This window comes from Adhaeribacter arboris (assembly GCF_003023845.1).
Classification (GTDB): domain Bacteria; phylum Bacteroidota; class Bacteroidia; order Cytophagales; family Hymenobacteraceae; genus Adhaeribacter; species Adhaeribacter arboris.
Genome location: NZ_PYFT01000001.1, coordinates 4,715,687 through 4,736,463 on the forward strand (window position 1 = coordinate 4,715,687; position 20,777 = coordinate 4,736,463).

Below are 20,777 nucleotides of genomic sequence, written 5' to 3' on the forward strand. Positions count from 1 at the left end.
TAGACAAGCTTTGTGAAATTACTAAACAGATAGTAGCCTTTATCAGACATCCATTTAGATTCATTTACATTATTTTCTAACAAAAAGAGCTGCCATTTGGCAGCTCTTTTTGTTAGAAAATAAATTAGTTAGGTTATTCTATCGAACTATTAAGCGGGTAGTAGCTTTAGTAGTTTTAGAACTTACCACGATCATGTATACTCCCGGACTTAATCTATTCGTAAAGGCCAGGTTGGTATGGATGGTACCGTTGGTATCCGTAACAGCTAATTTAGATTGAATAACACTTCCCTGTACATCGTATACCTGAATAGTTACTTCTTCGTTCGCTTTGAATTGACTTGCTTCCAGATTTACCTGATCACCAGGGTTTGGATTCGGATAAACTGTAAGAGCAATTTTAACCTCTTCGGTAACACTATTTTTACTCAAAGTGCCAACATTGATTCTAGCGGCTGTAGCTGTTTGCGGCAGCACTTCAATCGCTGATACTGACGGCATATCCGCAGCCCCGGAAGTGAAGTTGATAGTCAGCACACCATCAGTTACCGTTACTGGAATAGTTTCCTGAACTAAACGCATGGCACCTCCCGCTCTAGCAAAGACATCATAGTTGGTCAGTTTGCGGCTGCCTTCCACATCTACGTTGAACTGGCGGCGACCAGTAGCAGTGTGATAAACCTCAACAAAATGTAGCACAACATTGAAGGTTCCATTTGTTACCGGAATGCTGTAGTTAAACGAAGCGGCTGAACGTTCATTCCGATACATCACATCATCCGTGGTATTCAAGATATCACCAGTGGCAATTGAGTAGGTCCGGTTCGTTCCTCCGAAGTATTGGTCAGCGCTGAACGGCCGGTTACCCGAAGCTAAGAAGGCTGTACCACCCGCATTGAGGCGGATTGCGTTTGCCGTTACCACATTGTTCACGGTTACGGTAATCTGCTCGTCATCGGTCATTACCGGCGTACCATTATCGGTTACTCGCACCGTGAAGGTGTAAGTTCCGGCCGTGGTTGGTGTCCAGGTGAATACGCCGGTAGAAGCGTTGATAGTGGCGCCAGTTGGTTGTCCTACTAAAGAGTAAGCTTTCGTTTGGTTGGTGTTGGCATCGGTAGCCGTAGCCGTGAAAGTTAAGGCTTGGTTCACGGTTACCGTTTTGTTGCCAATGGCTGCCAATACTGGCGCTACGTTGGTCGGTGTTACTGGCAGTACTTCAATGGCCGAGATGGTAGGCTGGTTGGCTGTTCCCGTGGTAAAGTTGATGTTCAACACACCATCAGTTACCGTTACCGGAATAGTTTCCAACACTGGCCGCAGGGCACCACCGGCTCTAGCGAAGATGTCGTAGTTGGTCAGCTTGCGGCTGCCTTCTACATCGACGTTAAACATCCGGCGACCAGTACCCGCTAGGCCACGACCCGTCTCACCCGTAAACCAGATTTCGGCAAAGTGCAGCACAACGTTTACTTGCCCATTCTGCACGGGTATGCTGTAGGTAAACGAAGCGGCTGAACGTTCGTTCCGATACAGCTCATCATCGGTCGTGTTCAGAATATCACCGCTGGCGATAGACGAAGTACCGGCTGTTCCTCCGAAGTATTGGTCGGCGCTGAACGGCCGGTTACCCGAAGCTAAGAAGGCTGTGCCACCCGCATTGAGGCGGATTGCGTTTGCCGTTACCACATTGTTCACGGTTACGGTAATCTGCTCGTCATCGGTCATTACCGGCGTACCATTATCGGTTACTCGCACCGTGAAGGTGTAAGTTCCGGCCGTGGTTGGTGTCCAGGTGAATACGCCGGTAGAAGCGTTGATAGTGGCGCCAGTTGGTTGTCCTACTAAAGAGTAAGCTTTCGTTTGGTTGGTGTTGGCATCGGTAGCCGTAGCCGTGAAAGTTAAGGCTTGGTTCACGGTTACCGTTTTGTTGCCAATGGCTGCCAATACTGGCGCTACGTTGGTCGGTGTTACTGGCAGTACTTCAATGGCCGAGATGGTAGGCTGGTTGGCTGTTCCCGTGGTAAAGTTGATGTTCAACACACCATCAGTTACCGTTACCGGAATAGTTTCCAACACTGGCCGCAGGGCACCACCGGCTCTAGCGAAGATGTCGTAGTTGGTCAGCTTGCGGCTGCCTTCTACATCGACGTTAAACATCCGGCGACCAGTACCCGCTAGGCCACGACCCGTCTCACCCGTAAACCAGATTTCGGCAAAGTGCAGCACAACGTTTACTTGCCCATTCTGCACGGGTATGCTGTAGGTAAACGAAGCGGCTGAACGTTCGTTCCGATACAGCTCATCATCGGTCGTGTTCAGAATATCACCGCTGGCGATAGACGAAGTACCGGCTGTTCCTCCGAAGTATTGGTCGGCGCTGAACGGCCGGTTACCCGAAGCTAAGAAGGCTGTGCCACCCGCATTGAGGCGAATTCCGCTTACTACAGGACAATTCTGTTCACGGGTTACGGTTACCTGTTGCGTTTTGCTGCAACCTGAGGCATCTAACACTGTTACGGTATACACACCCGGCTGAAGGTTAGTAGCAGTAGCACCGGTTTGTACGGGAGTAGTACTCCAAGTAATCGTGTAATTACCTGTGCCACCGGTTATATTACTCACTGTAGCTGTACCAGATGTTGCGGCACACGTCATAACAGGAGCAGTAACCGTAAAGGCTAAGTTATTGCGTTCTGGGATGGTAAACACCTGAGCGGTTTCGCAGCCACCGGTTACATTTTCTTTTACATAGAAAGTATAAGAACCTGAGGCAAGATTAGCAAATACCGGCGAAGTTTGGTAGCTACCATTTGGTCCCATTTTGTACAAGTAAGAACCAGCCGTAGAGTTAGTTACACCAAAGGTGATAGAACCATTCGTTAAACCACATTCTGCCCCTACTACTGCTTGTTGCGTTAGAGTAACCGCGTTCGGGTTGGCAGAGGCAGCGAAGATTTCCATACCGGCTAATGCTACGCGGTTTGCAGTTGGATTAAATCTCACATCCAGTTTCCCATCAGTTATGCTCACCGCGAAATCTTTTACCAGAGCGGCTTTATAGCCAACTTCCCGGAAGATATCGAAGTTTGATTGACGGTTTTGGTTTTCCAGGTTAATACTAAATACCCGGGAACCTTCGGTAGTAAAGAAATTCTCTACAAAGTGCATCCGCACCATATAATTGCCATTTGCTACGGGCACTGAATAGCGTGTTTCGGCTAAATCAGCGGCCGCTGACAAGTAAGTCTGGTACAAGGCATCTTCATCGGTACCCGCAATTGGGGTAGCAGCAGGCTTGTCTAATTGTACAGATCCCAGGCGGTAAGCTTTATCTGCTTCCCATACCTTACCGTTAATGGTAACATTGGCATCTGCGCCACCTTTTATGCGTTTCACAGCGGTAATCACGTTGCAATTATCATCGGCAATGCCGTACAGCGGAATCCGGAGCGGCGATAAGCCATTGTTGTAATGCACCAGTAAAGCGGCATTCTTAATTCCTTGGCTGTTCGACCGGAAAGCTACGGAAAGGTTAAGGGTTCCCTGAGGAGCAATGGTAGTTGCAACTGGTGCGGCAACGGTAAACTCATTCAGGTTAGTGCCCACTATTTCCAGGCTCTTGATGGTAATGTCCGGATCAGTAGTGCCATTGGCATACGTTTGTCCCAGATTCTTCAGTTCAATGGTGCGGTTGATAGTTGCCCCAATTTGCCGGGAGCCAAAATCAACTGCCGAAGGAGCAGCAACTAACTCCGAGTAGTTTAAAGAACCAGCTTCTGGTTTAATGTTACTCACGTAGAAAACATTGTCCTGATAGTCGTAGTTGGTTACATCCGGGTTACCAATGTAATCGTGGCCAATTATATAAGCATTCGGAATAATGTTACCGTTGGCATCTACGGCTTTCCAAACACGCATACCAATCTTGCCTTCGGAGTTGCGGGTGCGGTCAGAATAAGAGCCACTCACTTTAAATCCAAAGCTACCAGTCGGGTTAAAAGTGCCATCTGCTAAAGTTCCGGCTGTGCCATTTCTTAACGGTAGCAAAGATTGTCCATCTAACGGATGATGCGTAAACACGGTAGCGTTGCTGGTAGAACCTTTCACGTAATACTGGAAGGATTCAGTTGCGGCGCAGCAGCCATGATAAGCTCCCATTTGCACGACATACACCGGTTTACTGGCATCTGCTCGGGTAAAGAAAGAAGAAAGGATTTCGTCGGAATTTAAAACCAGACTATTACCTGTATTGGTACCATCGTTGGTGTTAAAACCTACTTTCGTTTTAAAGCCGAATGCCTGAATGATTTCTTGTGCATGCGGTTCGTTACTACCTTCTCCTTTGGCTTGCCACATACCGTGCAATACAATTTTCTTTTTCGGATTCAGGTCATCGTTCGAAGCAATTTGCAGGGTATCATTTAGAATTCTGATCCGGCCGGAAGTAAATTGGGCGATAAACTGAACGCTAACTTCTACGGAGCTGCCGGCGTTAACCGAAATAGGAGCAGCAGTAGTGGCATCGTAGTCTACATTATTTACCTTGGTTACTTTCCAGCCGCTTGGGTTAGATAAGGTTAAACCGTTTATGGTAAGTGCGCCGGTGCCTTTGTTGCTAATTCGCATTCTAACCACATCATGATTCCGGTTGTAAGGCGTAAATGTACCATCTTCGTTGGTTCTCCGCCAAGGTGTCTGAATCAGAGATGCTACCAGATGATCGTTAGCCGGGAATTTATCCAAGTTCTCCACTATCATGTTGGCGTTACTTAACTCTGGCTGAACAATGGTAAATAAAACGGGATTCGTAGTAATCTCATTTTTATTGCCATCGATAGCTTTCGCTCGCAAAGTGTAAGTTCCCGCCGTATTTACTAAAACTGGTGCGTAGTACTCCTTAAACGGTTCGTTATTGAGGCTATATAATACTTGCGCTAAATTAGAACCTCCGGCATCCGAAGCAGTAACAGTAGCAATTACCTGGTTCCGGTATACACCTGGTGTTTGTAAAGTACCTTTTAATTGTACGGAAGCAACAGGTGGTAAGAAATCGCCTTCAGCCGTTGCCGGATCTACAATCACAAAGGTAATTTTGGTGTTGGTACCACCCGTAGCATCAATAGTAAGTTTACCATCCGTTACGTTCACAGTAGTGGTAACTATTTGGTGATGTACTTGAGCAGTAGGTACGAAATTATTGATAGCTGTTACTCCTTCCACATTAATGCGGTGGTTACTGTCAATAAAATCGTTATCACCGGCTCCAACTGTTACATTGTACTGGCCATTCGCCACCTTTAATTCCCAGGTACCCGGGGTTTGCGGGGCGGAGCCTTGCATTAAGGCTAAGGTTTTCAGGCGAACATCCGCATTGGCAGAGGTACGTTCGCGCATGCTTTCCGTATGATCTTTTGGCTCTTTCGTAGTTGGATTTACCCAACCAAACCCGCGGGTGTCATTGTAAGGTAAACCTGTATCGGCGGTATAGCCGGCAGGAGTAGCAGAGGTAGCTAACTGGAAGTTTACTTTAACGGCGTTGGCGCTAACATCTGTTAAACGTAAGTTAATCGTCATAACGGCGTTAGTAAAGCCAGGAGCTGTTGCTGTAACTGTCGCGGTGTATACGCCGGCGGTTAGGCCGTTGGTATTTACCCCGAAGGTCAAGTTTCCTAAAGCTGGATTTGGCATTATTAACCAGTTGCTGTTAGCTGATTTAGTTAAGTTAATGCTAGTTGGCGTACCATTGTTAGCGGCTAAGCTCGCGGTTTTCGCGGCAACAGTACCACCTACCGGAGCAATAAAATCCACACTCGCCGAGTTGAAAGCCAATGTTTTACGAGTTCCGGCAGCTACTACATTTTTCAGAACGAACATGTAATCCTGGTAGTCGCCGTTAGAGGCATCTTCGAAGCAGACCAGGTAACTGTTAGGTACCAGTTCGCCCTGACGGTTTTTCAAAGGATAAGTACGTACTGCGTGTACGGCCGGACCACTGGCATTCAGCTGATCTTCGGTGTAAGAAAGGCGGTTTTCTAAACCAACTACGTAAATACCAAAGGCAGCAGTTGCTGGATTGAACTGATCGGAGCCAGCCACAATCTGTGGGTATAAAGCATTATGTTGCCCAAATACACCGGATAGGGTGCCTACAGATGAACGTACCGGAGTATTGTTATTTTTAGTGTAATACCCGAACGGTAATTCTTGATTGGGCGAATAACGGGCTACCGGAGTAATCGTTACCTGACCTTCACCGGCTTTTTCGAATAGCTGTACAGCAACCTCTTCTCCCTTCAGGGTAGTTTGAATGCCGCCGGCTAAAGTATTCCAGCCCACGTTAATGTTATATCCTAAGGTATTTACTACCGTTTGTAAAGGGGGTTCGTTATTGCCTTCGTAACCATTCAACGACATGGCATATAAACCAACGTTAAGGGCTGGTGCGTTAACGGCATTGCTGTTAATTGTTAAGGCCGCATTAAAAGTACTCACTACACTTAAGTTGCCGGGAGCAAATGCTACTTGCAAAGTCTTCGTTTCATCCGGGGCCAGGGAGTTGCCGGTTGGCTCGTTTTCCATGGTCAAGGTCTGCACGGCAAAATTGCTCGCATTTACCCCGCCAATAGTAATAGTACCCAAGTTAAGGGTGCTGGTACCGGTATTGGTAATAGTCAGGCGTTTGGTTACTGTGGTATTTTTAAGCGCATCGAACACCAGTTCTGCATTGCTTACCGCAATTGTAGCCGATGCGACTGGGCTATTTACCTGTAAAGTTACCGGGAGAGTGGCACTGTTATAACCGTCAGCGGATACCGTAACTGTAGCATTGTAGGTGCCAGGGAGTAATCCGGCTTCGTTGATACCAAAAGTTAAGGAACCAAGAGCAGCAGTTGGTAAAGTTAACCAAGAGCTGTTTGCTGATTTAGTTATAGTTAAAGCTGGCGTGCCGCTGCTGGCAGAAAGAGTTACTGTCTGCGGCGCAGTAGTAGTACCTGGCGTATAATTGAACGCTAAGGATTGGCTGGAGAAGGAAAGTTCTTTTGCCACAACTTGTCCAAAAGGTTTCACGTTGCGCACAATTACTACCACATCCTGGTAGTCAAAGCCGCTTACATGCTCTTCGGTAGCTATCACGTACGCATTCTCAATTACTGTTCCTTCGGCATCTTTCAGCGGATACACGCGAACATGATGCGGTACAGCACCCGTAAAGTTATTCAAAGCATCTTCGCTGTACAAGTGGCGGTTAGCAAAGAACGGCCAGCGGGAATAGAAACCAAACGAGGCAACACCCGGGTCAAAAGAAAGTGATCCGTTTGTTTGTACGTCTACAGTTTGATAGTTATTGTTATCTACCGTGAATAGTTCATTCTTCGCGTTGGCATCACCGGTAGTATACCAGCCAAAACCTGCTACAATACCACCCGCATCCTGCGGTCCGAATACAGACAAAGGCTCAATAGTTACAAGGCCGTCTGTTGCCCGTTGGAAAGCCTGAATAGCTACTTCTTCCCCTAACAAAGGTGCTTTGAAGTTGGTACTGTGAATAATGTTAGTAGACTTATTATCGTCTCCTACGTTTACTTTTATACCATGTACATCCAGCACTGCTTGTAAAGATGGTTCGTTGGTGCCAGATAAACCGACCGTTCCTAAACCGCTTATCTTCACTTCTTTCACCGGGTTATTAGTGCTGTTTACTAATAAGCTGGCGGTCTTAACTCCGGTGGTGGTTGGGTTAAATGCCACATTAAAGGTTATAGCGCTACCGCGGGAAATGGTAACCGGAGCATTTACACTTGGAGTAGGAGCGCCTACTAATTGGAACTGACCTTTGTCTACCCCATCGAGAGTAATGCCCGTTACAGTTAAGTTGCTGTTCCCGGTGTTTGCAATGGTAATGGTATGGTTTTTACCGGCAGCCCCGCCTACCACATCATTATCCACTATTTCACTTGGGCTTACGTTGGCGATACCAACTTGCGCCGAAGGAGCAGTAGCTTTTAGTAATACAATTTGGGCGGTTTTACCGCTGATATTGTTCCAGTTATACTCAATTAGGTATAAATTACCGGTTTCCACATCTTCGGTTATATCCAGCGGATTGGTAAATCCGGATAGGCCTGTGATGCCGTCGGTACCGGAACCTGTTTGCGCTCCGATAATGTCGTATATTTTATCATCGCTATCGGCGGAATTAACAGATGGGTCTTTCGCCATAGAACCTGGTTCCAACACGATAATATCACTGCCGCCGCTGAACCGACACACTAATAATCTGCCTTTTAAAGCGCCACCGAATGCGTTGCTCTTGTATTCAATGGCTCCGTTAGGCGATTTGTTCAACTCAAAGTTGTAAGCTGCTCCGCGGTAATTAACGTCTGGACCTTGAGTAGTGGCATATTTCGGATTATCCAGATAGCCCCGGTTAGCTACATACTCGCCCCGAAGTGGGTTAGGATGGCCATAGAAACCTACTGGTTTCAGCGGATTAATACGGAATAACCAGTCGTTCTGCACTTTAATTCCGGTAGTGGCCGGTACAACTGGTCCATTATAGAAGGTTCCATTTGGCCGGCGCGTACCCGCTACGGAAGCAGGAGAGTTTCCACCAGCGGCCGAACCGTTGGCTGGTACATACAACTGACCATTAGAATGCCACACCAGGTCAACTGCATTGCGAACGCCTGAAGCATAAATTGTTAAAGGCGAATTAGTAGCATAAGGGTTATAAGTACCATCGGAGAAACGAATATTATCCGCAGGCGCGTTATTGATTAAAGCTTGATTAGCCGTTGTCCGTACATCCAAAGGCAACGTCAGGCCAGTTAACTTATTTAAATCTAAACGCAATACCGTAGCTGACAATAAACTTTCATCCCGTTGCCAGGTGCCATCGTAGCTTCCCATGGAGCTCAAGCTACCCTGGTTGAAATACAAGGCGCCATCTGGGCCAAAAGCAATACTATTTACCAGGTGATCCGCTTTAGAACGTGGCAATTTGGTTAAAATTAATTCTTCGGTTCCTAAATCCGGACCACTCAGGCGGGAAATGTTACCATCAAATTCCGGCGCGTTGGTAAGACCCGCACTACAATGTGACACGTAAGCAATTAGGTTAGTAGCCGTTGCATTAGGCGCAAAAGTTAAACCTACCGAAGAACGTAAGCCGTACTTGTTGGTTAACGATTTAATTTCTACCACTCCCGACAGCATGCCGGTTGTATGATCTACGGTAAAGCGCTCAATAACCCCGTCTAAACGCAAAGCATAGAATTTACCATCTGGACCAAACGTTAAGCAGGTATATTTTTTACCTACTGTTCCCGGAATAACCTGTTTTGGAGCAAATTCTGCCGCCACTGGGTTCGGAGTTCCGGTGGTGGTACCACCCGTTGTAAAGTTTGCTTCGTAAGGCAGGAACGCCGCGCCGCTGTGCGATTTAACCTGATTAGTAACTACAAACCGGTACTTGGTATTTGGCTCTAAGGCAAAGGCTGGGGAGAAGCTGATGGCATCACCGCCACCCGTGCCTTGTACCACCCCTTGAATTTCGGTGGTAGTAGTGCCGCTCACTTTTAACAGCTTAACCGTATTTACCGTTAACGTAGAATTGTCTACCCCACCTTTAAAACCAGCTACTTCTGGTACATACAAACTATTGGCAGCAATGCTGGCGGTATTTACACTAACATTAACGGCTCCATTAGCCGGCGTAGAAGAAATAACGTAAGGCTGATTGCTGCCAGGAGCTAAAACAGTAACCTGAATCATCGTGCTAGCGCTGGTATACCCAGAGGTAGCTGCCGTAATAGTAGCCGTATAGGTGCCTACCGCGAGCGATTTAGCGGCGGTATAATCAAAGGTTACGTTCGGTTCGCTGCTGTTATGGGTAGCATCGAAGCTTAACCAATTGGTGGCTCCCGCTCCATAAGTAGCTGTTAAAGAAATAGGCAGATTGTCCAGATCGGCAGAGTTGCCTAAATCCAACGAGAAGGTTTTGTTAGTCTCAGTGGTTCCTCTTTCAATAACTAAGCTATGATCACTTGCCGACCAGATCAAATAAGGAGCTACACTAATCGGAGTAATTAAAGCAGAGTTGATTTTGGTGTTGATACCGCCATCGGCATTAATAGTTAAGAGGCCATCGGCTACCGTTACCCGTACTTTTGCTGATTTAAAGCGAGTAGCTGTTCCGGATGTTCCGGTAGGAACAAAGTTAGAGAAAGCATTAAAACCCTCTACGTTCAAGGTATGACTTTCTGGTACGGTTCCCGGGTCAGAATCACCGGCCGAGACCGTAACATCATACGTACCATTCGGAACTTTAATTTCCCAATAACCTTCAGTCTTGGTACCGTTAAAGGTGCCTTCAATCGTGTTGGCCTGCATGTGCATTAACGTAGCTTGCAGCACATCGGCAGGAGTGGTACGTTTACGACCATTTCCTGGCGTAGTTCCGCCTACTGATAAATCCAGCGGAGTGCCATCGGCGCGTTTTTTCCAGCCGTACTCTAGGTTGGTACCTTGATTAGCGCCTGTTCTTAAGCCAAAAGGCTGACCGTAATCTTTTACCCAGCCGGTAGGTGGTACCGTGGCCGGATCCTGGAAGTTTACTTTGATTTCCTGCGCTACAACAGGAGCATTAATCGTTAAATTAATCAATAGAGTAGCGGGCTGATATCCTTCGGCGGTTGCTGTTACAGTGGCCTCGTAGATACCAGGAGCCAGAGTAGAACTAAAATTATTAGCTCCAAAAGCAATATTACCTAAACTAGCAGTGGGCAAGGTTAACCAGCTAGCCGGGGTGCTACTGAAAGTAACTGCCGGAGTGCCTTCACTCGCGGATAAAACTGTTAGTTTAGAGGCAACAGCTTGTCCTTGAGTAGCGGTAAAATCTAGTGCATTTGGCGCAAAAGCTAATACCTTACCAGCAGAATTATCGGAAGTTAAAGAGAAATTCTCGAAGGTAAAGGTAACTGGCGTGGTGGCATTACGATGCGTAGCATAAATACCGGCATACGTTACTTTTCCGGCCAAAGCCAAATTAGCAATATCAATAGCTGCAGTAGCATAACGTGCTCCTACATTCAGGTAAGTAATGCCATCGGTAGAGTAGAATCCTTCTAATCTGTTATTAACTAAATCTACTACCAAACGCAAACGCAAAGTTTGGTTGTTCAGTCCGGTAACAGCATTTAGTAATATACGCTGATCAGGGTTGTTCAGGCCATTATTTACGGCATCGGTAGAAGAAATATCGTTTAATTCCTTCCGCATTTCTACTTTATTGCCCGATACGGCCAGTTTTACGAAGGTTTTATCGTTCAAACCTAACCACAAGCCAGCTTGTTCTGATAAAGTGCCGTTGTAAGGATTAATGATGGTTGTTTCGAGAGTGATTTTTCCGGTAGCCAGAACTCCCACCCCTAAAGTATTTACCTGATTATTATTAGCCAGGAAGGAAATGCCTTTATTGGTTTGGATGCTTAATCTGCCATTAGCTACTGTTAACTTAGATGGTTCAAAACCTGTTACTGCGGTAGATGATGTGCCATCTGCTGTCAGGCGAGTACCCGTGTGAGCATCTACCATTGTAAAGCCAGTTGCTACATTATTCTTATCAGTTAAACCACCTTCGGTGCCGTCAAAGTTAAGGACAAATGGCACAGGTACATTAATCTGTTCGCAAGGCAAGGTGCTGATAGGCGAGCAAGGTACTACAACGGGAGCATCTTCTACGTTAATAGTAAATGATACACTTATTGCGGCAAGCGCTTTATCGGTAGCGGTCAGGCGAATAGCAACACTAGTAGCAGTGGCCGGAGCAGTGCCGCTAAAAGTTTGCGTATTGGCATTAAACTGTAGCCAGCTTGGTAAGGCACTGCCATTTGCTAAAGAAGCAGTATAGCTAAGCACATCTCCAACGTTTGGATCGGAGAAAGATCCAGTTATGAAAGAGAAGATCTGACCAGCCGTAATGGTTTGAGTTTCCGGCGCAGATACTACTATTGGTGCGGCATTAACGGTATTTACGGTAAGAGTAAACTCTGTACTGGTGGTTGCCTGTCCATCGCTCGCGCTTACTTTAATGGGGTAAACTGCGGCGCTTATGGGGGTACCACTAAACGTTTTAGTTGCAGCATTAAAAGTTAACCAGGCTGGTAAGGCACTGCCATCCGTTAAGGTAGCAGTCAGCGTTAGGCCATCGCCATCGGCGTCGGTAAAAGTAGTGGCTGGTACAGCGAAGGAGAAACTGCTTCCTACCGGAGTGTTTCTATTTTCAATAACTGTGGCTACTACTGGAGCTTGGTTAACTGGAGTGGTTTGCGGCTTGATCGAGAAATTATCAAAAGTATAAGTAACTGAACTAGCTCCATTCCGATGAGTACCAAAAATTCCAGCGTAAACATTGCTGCCCGTTAAGCCCATGCCTTCAATGCTTAAGCTTTTTACCGGGTATCCATCGCCCACGTTAACGTAGGTGGTTCCATTAACAGAATAATACGCTTCTACGGTGTTGGCGATTGGATCAACCACCATCCGTAGATGTACGGTTTGTCTGTCTAAGCCACTAATTACACTAGTGTTGCGGCGGCTTGGATCCGTCAGGTCCGAAGTGATAGGAGATTGATCGTTGAATTCCTTACGTAATACTACCCGGTTGTTATTAATAGCTAACCGGACAAAGGTTTTATCATTTAATCCGTACCACAAGCCAGCTTGTTCATCGTTACTGCCCCGGAAAGGATTAACCATTGTAGTTTCCAGAATAAACCGGCCGGCACTAGCATTAAATGCTACACCTAAGCTATTTAGCTGGTTATTGTTGCCTACAATAGCAATACCTTTATTCGTTACAAGAGCAAGTTTGTCGTTTGCTACGGTTAACTGGGCCGGCTCATATCCTCTGATGGCAGAAGAGGCAGTTCCATCGGTGTTTACCCGGGTGCCGGTATAAGCATCGGCCATAGTAAAGCCGGTTCCTTTGCCGCTTTTGTCAACTAATCCGCCTTCGTTGCCGTTGAAAGTTAAATTAAAAGGCAAAGTAGCGGCAATTTGGTTGCATGGTAAAGTACTATTAGGCGGGCAGCCTACTACCGGAGCCGCTTCAACGGCTATATTAAATTCAGTACTTACAGTAGCTTTACTATCACTTGCTGTTAACTTAATCACATAACTGGACGCACTAACCGGTGTTCCGGTAAACGTTTTAGCTGTTGTGCTAAAAGTTAACCAAGAAGGGAGAACATTGCCATTTGCGAGAGTAGCCGTTAAAGTGAGTGGGTCATTATCCGCATCGGAGAAAGTGGTAGCGGGCACTTCAAAAGAGAAAGCAGTACCCACGGTTGCCGTTTTATTGCTGATAGTATTAGCCACAACCGGAGCCACGTTGGCTGGTACCACATCGTTTACGGTAATGGTTACCGGAACCGTAGTAGATTGTACGGGCGAACCATTATCCGTTGCCTGCACCGTTAAGGTGTAAGCTGGAGTAATAGCAAAATCTAATCCGCCGGCCAAAGTAATAATTCCGGAAGAGGGGTTAATAGCAAACTTACCGGCTTCGTTGCCGGCAGTAATGCTGTAGGTTAACGCATGATTGTCCGCATCCGTAGCCGATACTGTTCCTACTTCGGTGCCAACGCTGGCGTTCTCATCTTTATTGAAGGAATAACTAGAACTGGCAAATACCGGGGCTTGATTAACGGGCGTTACTGCTTCTACAGATAAATTAAACTCGGTACTAACAGATACTTGACCATCGTTGGCAGTTACTTTAATCGAATAAGTAGTTGCGGTTTCGGGAGTACCGTTAAATACACTACCGTTAAAGCTTAACCAAGTAGGTAAAGCGTTGCCATCAGCTAAAGTAGCGGTTAGCATTAAGGCATCATTATCAGTGTCTGTAAAAGTATTTGCAGGAACTTCCAGTGAGAAGGCAGTACCTACGGTAGCGTTTTTATTGCCAATAGCATTCGCCACTGTGGGAGCAGCGTTTCCGGGTACTTCCTCGTTTATGGTAATAGTTACCTGGGTAGTAGCAGACAGTGCGGGCGAACCATTATCGGTGGCTTGCACCGTTAACGTGTAGGCTGGAGCAGAAACATCCATCAAACTGGCAGCTAATTTTATTTCACCACTAACTGCATCAATGGCAAATTTAGCCGCGTCATTCCCGGCTGTAATGCTATAAGAAACGGTTTGTTCCGGAGCATCAATAGCTTTTACGGTGCCTATAAGGGCATTAACGGGCGTGCTTCTAACCTGATTAAATGAATAGGCGGCACTTGCAAATACGGGTGCCTGGTTTACCGGAGCCGCTGCTTCTACAGATAAGCTAAATTCAGTGCTAACCGAAGCTTTGCCGTCGCTGGCACTTAATTTTAGGGTATAATCTGCCGCACTTTCTGGGGTGCCACTAAACAAACTACCGTTAAAAGTTAACCAAGAGGGTAGCGCATCGCCATTTGCGAGAGTAGCCGTTAAAGTGAGTGGGTCATTATCCGCATCGGAGAAAGTGGCAGCGGGCACTTCAAAAGAGAAAGCAGTACCCACGGTTGCCGTTTTATTGCTGATAGTATTAGCCACAACCGGAGCCACGTTGGCTGGTACCACATCGTTTACGGTAATGGTTACCGGAATCGTAGTAGATTGTACGGGCGAACCATTATCCGTTGCCTGCACCGTTAAGGTGTAAGCTGGAGTAATAGCAAAATCTAATCCGCCGGCCAAAGTAATAATTCCGGAAGAGGGGTTAATAGCAAATTTACCGGCTTCGTTGCCGGCAGTAATGCTGTAGGTTAACGCATGATTGTCCGCATCCGTAGCCGATACTGTTCCTACTTCGGTGCCAACGCTGGCGTTCTCATCTTTATTGAAGGAATAACTAGAACTGGCAAATACCGGCGGCGTGTTTACTGCGGCAGGTAAAATTTCAATTGCATTAATGATGGCTTTATCTTTAGACGCAGCGAAATCTATGTTTAGCGCATCATCGGTTACGTCTACATCAAAAGTACGGGTAACAATTACTTTGTTTTTATTGCCGCCGGCAACGTATAAATCTAAATCATCTATAACATTGTTTCCTTCAATGGCAACATCAAACACTCTATTGTTAGCAGCAGTATGAAAATTTTCTACCATGTGTAATTTCACGGTGTATTTACCAGCAGCTATCGGAATTTTATAGCCTAGATTAACGCCAAAACGCCGCTCATGATATAAATCAGGAACGGGAACACCCGTCATGCCGAAGCTTACTGCACTAACTTCTCCGGGAATAAGGGCATAGTAGGTGTCAGCATTAAAAACATCCGCACCCACAGTCCGCTGAATACCGCCGGCATTGATTTGGTAGGGAGCAGTTACCAATGGAAGTTGAATTGCCTCTCTGCTAACCGAGAAATTATCGAAAGTATAAGTAGGCGGAACAGCAGGAGAAGTAAAGGTGGCGTTCCGGTAAGTACTATAAACCCCGCCATAAGTTGCTTTGCCGGAGAATTCCATGCTGGCAATGTTTATGTACGAGGGGTTAGTAGTAGTGGTATAACGCGCTCCCGCGTTCAGGTAAGTAATACCATCCGTAGAATAAAATCCTTCTAGCTTACCATTTAGTAAATCTACCACCATCCGTAACCGTACGGTTTGCGCGTTTAATCCGGATATAACAGTAGTTACCCGCAAATCCGGGTTTGTTAAATCGCTAGAAGCCGTAGTGTTAGAGACATCTGCCGCTTCCCGGCGCATTTCTATTTTGTTACCGGTAACAGACAGTTTAAAGTAATTCTTGTCGTTTATTCCAAACCACAAACCTCCTTGTTCTGAGTTTGGCCCGTTGTAAGGGTTGATCAGGGTTGTTTCTAAAGTAAGCTTACCCATTGAAGGAATGGCTACTCCTAGAGCGTTGATTTGGTTATTGTTGGTGTTAAACGCAATACCTTTATTGGCAACAATACTCAACTTGCCATTGGTTACCGTTAATTTAGAAGGCTCATAACTTGGCCGGTTAGCATCGCTTGGAGTGCCATCTGCTGAGCTACGGGTACCCGAATAAGGATCTACCATTGTAAAACCAGTACCAGCAGTTCCGGTCTTATCGGCTAAACCTCCTTCGGTGCCATCAAATGTCAGGTTAAAGGGCAAAGCCACCTCATCCGCCACAGCGGCTTCTTCGGTGTATAAAGGAATTAAATTGTTTTTATCGCTCCTTTTGCGAACAGGGTTTACCTTAAGCTTAGAATCCTTTTCGGCCTGCTTCAGGGCAGTAGGCAAAAGCTCTACAGGTGAGGTTAAAGTAAATAGATCGCTCTTTAAGAGATCTTTCCTTAGCCAGGTAAAAAGGCCGGCATCCTGCATATAGCTGAAAGCATACGTTTGTAGACTTACTACTAGACCTATTAGAATTAAAATAGGCCACGAACGTGCTAGTAAGCTACCTTGCCAATAAGGGGAGTTGTATTTCTTCTCCATTTTTGATTTTTTAGTGGTAGATGTTAATCGGTTGTTTTAGATTGATGTTATTGTTTTTTATTAGTTGTTTGCCTCATCTTTAATGGAATCCATTAGAGATGTAAGCCGGATTTTAATGGTGATTTTGAAATATTAGGGCAAAAGAATCTTAGGTAAGTACCAAAAGTGTTTGGCTTACTGCTTAATTAGTCGGAAAGATGTTAGCGTTTTAGCTAGCTAGAGAATTGCTTTAGTTGAATAGTATAAATTTTTATTTTTAGGTTGATATATTAGTTAGTATTTAGCAATAGAATTTCTGTCGCCTTTAAAAAAGGCGTTAACAATCAACCAGTAGATATTTTTAACGAGCGGGTTTATCTAAATAAGAATACCTATGTGTTAGATATTCTAAGGTGAAGCCTTTTATGAAAGCTTTTTAATGGAATATTTCCATTTAATGGAAGTATGGATTTATTCTTTGTTCAAATACTACACTTGTTCCGTAAATGGGTTTAAATTAAACTGTTTATTAGTTATATTCTATCTATACACAAACATAATGCCTTTTCAATATATAAAGCAAATAATATATATAAATATTTGATAATATTTTTTGATTTAAAATAGACTAGATAAAAAATGCCCCTGCTTGGCTTAAAATAAGATTTATGAAAATTAATGTTTTGTGTATAAATTAAGTAGGAGATATTTTTAGTGAAGTAAATTAGGAAGTAACAGAATTGCCTGGAATTACCGTTTATATACCTGAATAATATACGGCTTTGTAGCAATTGTTTTTCTGGAATGGCAATAGGGCACAATCGACTGCTTTCAACTATCTTCGTTGTGTTGATTTAGAGTAAGGTGGGAGTTCTGGTGCCAGAATAAAATAGATACGTACACAACCATCAGCAAGAAAGTAATTTTGTGAGCTGGTGCCTTATTACTTACATTTATAATGCTATGCTACTGCTCCTGATACTAGTAATTTCTTTTGTTTTACAGTTTTTTTTACCCTGGTGGATTGTTGCTCCGGTAAGTTTTGGTTTGGCGGCTTGGCGCGGCCGAACGAACAGCAACGCTTTCTGGGCCGGTTTTGCGGGTATTGGTGGGGGTTGGCTATTATTAAGTACTTTCATTCATATCAACACCGAAGGTATTTTATCTGATAAGATAATTAAGCTTTTCAGTTTGCCGCATCCAACCTTATTACTTCTTATCACTGCTTTAGTCGGAGGCTTAGTAGGAGGAGTATCCGCCTGGGCCGGGTACTGTTGCCGCCAATTAGTATAACGTACTTATTTTTACCTGGCCAGCATCCGCAAACCATTTTATCATTGATAATAAATTTATCCTTTCCAATTACTTGCACCAAATGCTTTTCCTGAATAACACTGCTGTTTTACAAAAAATAAAACAATTTTTTTTTCTGATTGTGCTTTTTGCTGGCTCTATCAACAGCTTTGCTCAAGATGCCAAGGTTCAGCTTACCATCGATAAAATTATGCAAGGTACCGGTTTTACCGGCACATCGCCGAGCACTATTTCGTGGTCGGAAGATGGAAGCCACCTTTACTTTAACTGGAATCCGGAAAAAGCCAGGAAAGATTCGCTGTATGTAGCAGCCGCATCGGGTAAAGAAATTCGTAAGGTAAACCGTCAGGAAAGAGAAAATCTACCAACCCAGAATGGTACCTATAATCGGGCCTTTACCCGAAAAGTGTACGAGAAAGAAGGCGATATTTACTTGTACGAAAGTAAAACGGGTAACAGCCGGCAACTTACTAAAACGCTGGAACAAGAAACTAATCCTGTTTTCAGCGGCGATGAACAACTAGTAATTTTTACCCAAAACTCTAATTTGTTTGCCCTGCATTTAATTACGAGCCAGCTTGAACAGATAACCAATTTTATAAAAGGCACTAAAAAATCTGAAGATAAAAACAAGCAAGAAGCATGGCTGGAGCAACAACAATTAGCTTTATTTGATATTGTTAAAAAACGTACCGAAGAGAAAAAAATACAAGAGCAGGAAAAACTAAAAAAACAGCGCCAGAAACCAAAAGAAATATTTACCGGCGAAAAATGGGTGGATAATGCTGTCCTTAGCCCGGACGGAAAATTTGTCACGTATAATTTAATACTGCGGCCAACTAATGCAGAAAAAACGATTGTGCCTAATTACGTTACGGCATCCGGTTTTACCGAGGATATTCCTTCCCGCACCAAAGTAGGTGCCCCTTTGGCTGCTTCCGAGATGGGCTTGTACGATATAAAAAAAGATACTACCTACCAGATTTATTTTAAAGATATAAAAGGTATAACCGATCAGCCCGCTTTTCTTAAAAAAACAAAGCAGCCTCAAACTCCCCGGCCGGTAGTATTTTACGGCCCATTTTGGTCCGATAACGGGAAAAATGCTGTGTTGGTACTTCGGTCACAGGATAACAAAGACCGTTGGTTAGTACAATTTAACCCCGTAACCCGTAACCTGAAAGTAATAGAACGCCAGCACGATGAAGCTTGGATTGACGGACCCGGTATCGACTCCGAAGCCGGCGATTTAGGTTGGTTACCGGATAATGAAACTATCTGGTTTCAGTCGGAAGAAACAGGTTACTCGCATTTATATACGATTAATACCCGGACCAACCAGAAAAAAGCTTTAACTAAAGGCAAATACGAAGTATCGGCGGTTCGGCTCGCCAGAGATAAAAAGTACTGGTATTTCCAGGCCAATAAAGTGCATCCGGGCGAATTGCATTTCTACCGTTTACCCTTAAATGGCGGGGAACCGGAGCAGCTTACTTCCGGTGCGGGTAACCACGAAGTAATTCTTTCACCGGACGAAAAAACACTGGCTATTCGCTATTCTTACACGAATAAACCCTGGGAATTATATGTGATGGCAAACCGTAAAGGGGCGAAACCTTTTCAGGTAACACACTCCTTAACCGAAGAATTTAAAGCATATCCGTGGCGCGACCCGGAAGTAATTAGTTTTAAAGCCCGCGACGGGGCTGAGGTATTTGCCCGTATTTACCGTCCGGCAGCAGCTATTCCCAATAGCCCAGCCGTAATATTTGTACATGGCGCCGGCTACCTGCAAAATGCGCATAAATGGTGGAGTTACTATTTCCGGGAGTACATGTTTCATAACTTTTTGGTAGATCAGGGCTATACCGTAATGGACATTGATTACCGCGGCAGTGCCGGTTACGGCCGCGACGTACGCACCGGCATTTACCAGTTTATGGGGGGCAAAGATCTCACCGACCAAGTGGATGGAGCTAGTTATTTGGTGCAGAAATACGGCGTGAACCCCAAGAAAATCGGAATTTACGGCGGATCGTACGGCGGTTTTATTACGCTTATGGCCTTATTTACGCAACCCGATGTATTTGCGGCTGGGGCGGCTCTCCGTTCTGTTACGGATTGGGCGCATTATAACCACGAGTATACTTCTAATATTTTAAATGAACCCTTTACCGATTCCACGGCTTACATAAAAAGTTCGCCAATTTACCACGCGGCCGGTTTAAAAGGTGCTTTACTCATGTGCCATGGCTTAGCAGATACCAACGTGCATTTTCAGGATATTATCCGCCTGACCCAGCGATTAATCGAACTTAAAAAAGAAAATTGGGAATTAGCCGTTTACCCCGTCGAAGACCATGCTTTTACCGAACCTAGTAGTTGGGCCGATGAGTATAAACGCATCTTTAAACTTTTTGAGAAAAATCTAAAGTAAGTTTTCTATTCTATAAGCGCGCTGTTTTAGCTTCTAATAAATATTTTTACTAAGAAGAATCTTGAATTTAAAAGACAAAGTCAATTCAATTAAACCTTAAAATGTACGACGAATACACCCAAGGTGACTACACTATTTCTACTAATCCTGCAAAATTAAATCTGGACATTATCCATCGTTATTTAACCGAAGAGTCTTATTGGGCGCAGAACATTTCGCGCGCACTCGTGGAAAAATCTATCCGGCATTCCTTTAATTTTGGCGTATACCACCAGCAAGAACTGGTAGGTTTTGCCCGGGTAGTAACCGATTACGCTACTTTTGCTTTATTGTGCGATGTATTTATTCTGTTGCCTTACCGAGGTCAAGGTTTATCAAAATGGTTAGTGAGCGTAATTGTGGCGCATCCGGAACTACAAGGATTGCGCCGCTTTGCTTTATACACCAAAGATGCCCATTCTCTATACGCGGCTTACGGTTTTCAGCAAATTGCCGATCCTTCCCGGGCTATGGAAATTAAAAATCCTAATCCATACCGAAATCTGGCGACCCACAACTACTAACTGCC

General features: G+C 44.9%; 4 protein-coding genes. 3 read left to right on the forward strand and 1 reads right to left on the reverse strand.

Annotated elements, in window-relative coordinates:
- Positions 1-138: 138 nt before the first annotated feature.
- Positions 139-16,479 carry a malectin domain-containing carbohydrate-binding protein gene (locus AHMF7605_RS19165; RefSeq protein WP_106931651.1) on the reverse strand — a complete coding sequence of 5,447 codons (16,341 nt, stop codon included), beginning with the start codon at positions 16,477-16,479 and terminating at the stop codon, positions 139-141.
- A gap of 942 nt (positions 16,480-17,421) precedes the next feature.
- Between AHMF7605_RS19165 and AHMF7605_RS19170 the strand changes: the two genes are divergently transcribed.
- The 3 genes from AHMF7605_RS19170 to AHMF7605_RS19180 all read left to right on the forward strand — a co-directional run bounded on the left by AHMF7605_RS19170 (position 17,422) and on the right by AHMF7605_RS19180 (position 20,772).
- Positions 17,422-17,751: a hypothetical protein gene (locus AHMF7605_RS19170; RefSeq protein WP_106931652.1), complete on the forward strand. Its 330-nt coding sequence runs from the start codon at positions 17,422-17,424 to the stop codon at positions 17,749-17,751.
- Between the two features lie 82 nt (positions 17,752-17,833).
- The gene (locus AHMF7605_RS19175) at positions 17,834-20,209 is read left to right on the forward strand and encodes a prolyl oligopeptidase family serine peptidase (protein WP_106931653.1); all 2,376 of its coding nucleotides are present in this window, start codon (positions 17,834-17,836) and stop codon (positions 20,207-20,209) included.
- Between the two features lie 101 nt (positions 20,210-20,310).
- On the forward strand, positions 20,311-20,772 hold the full coding sequence (locus AHMF7605_RS19180; RefSeq protein ID WP_106931654.1) for a GNAT family N-acetyltransferase: 462 nt from the start codon (positions 20,311-20,313) through the stop codon (positions 20,770-20,772).
- Positions 20,773-20,777 lie beyond the last annotated feature (5 nt).

Bases quoted from the DNA above. Each gene is read 5' to 3' on its own strand.
- AHMF7605_RS19175 (WP_106931653.1), top strand. From the start codon at position 17,834: ATGCTTTTCCTGAATAACACTGCTGTTTTACAAAAAATAAAACAATTT.
- AHMF7605_RS19180 (WP_106931654.1), top strand. From the start codon at position 20,311: ATGTACGACGAATACACCCAAGGTGACTACACTATTTCTACTAATCCT.
- AHMF7605_RS19170 (WP_106931652.1), top strand. From the start codon at position 17,422: ATGCTACTGCTCCTGATACTAGTAATTTCTTTTGTTTTACAGTTTTTT.
- AHMF7605_RS19165 (WP_106931651.1), bottom strand. From the start codon at position 16,479: ATGGAGAAGAAATACAACTCCCCTTATTGGCAAGGTAGCTTACTAGCA.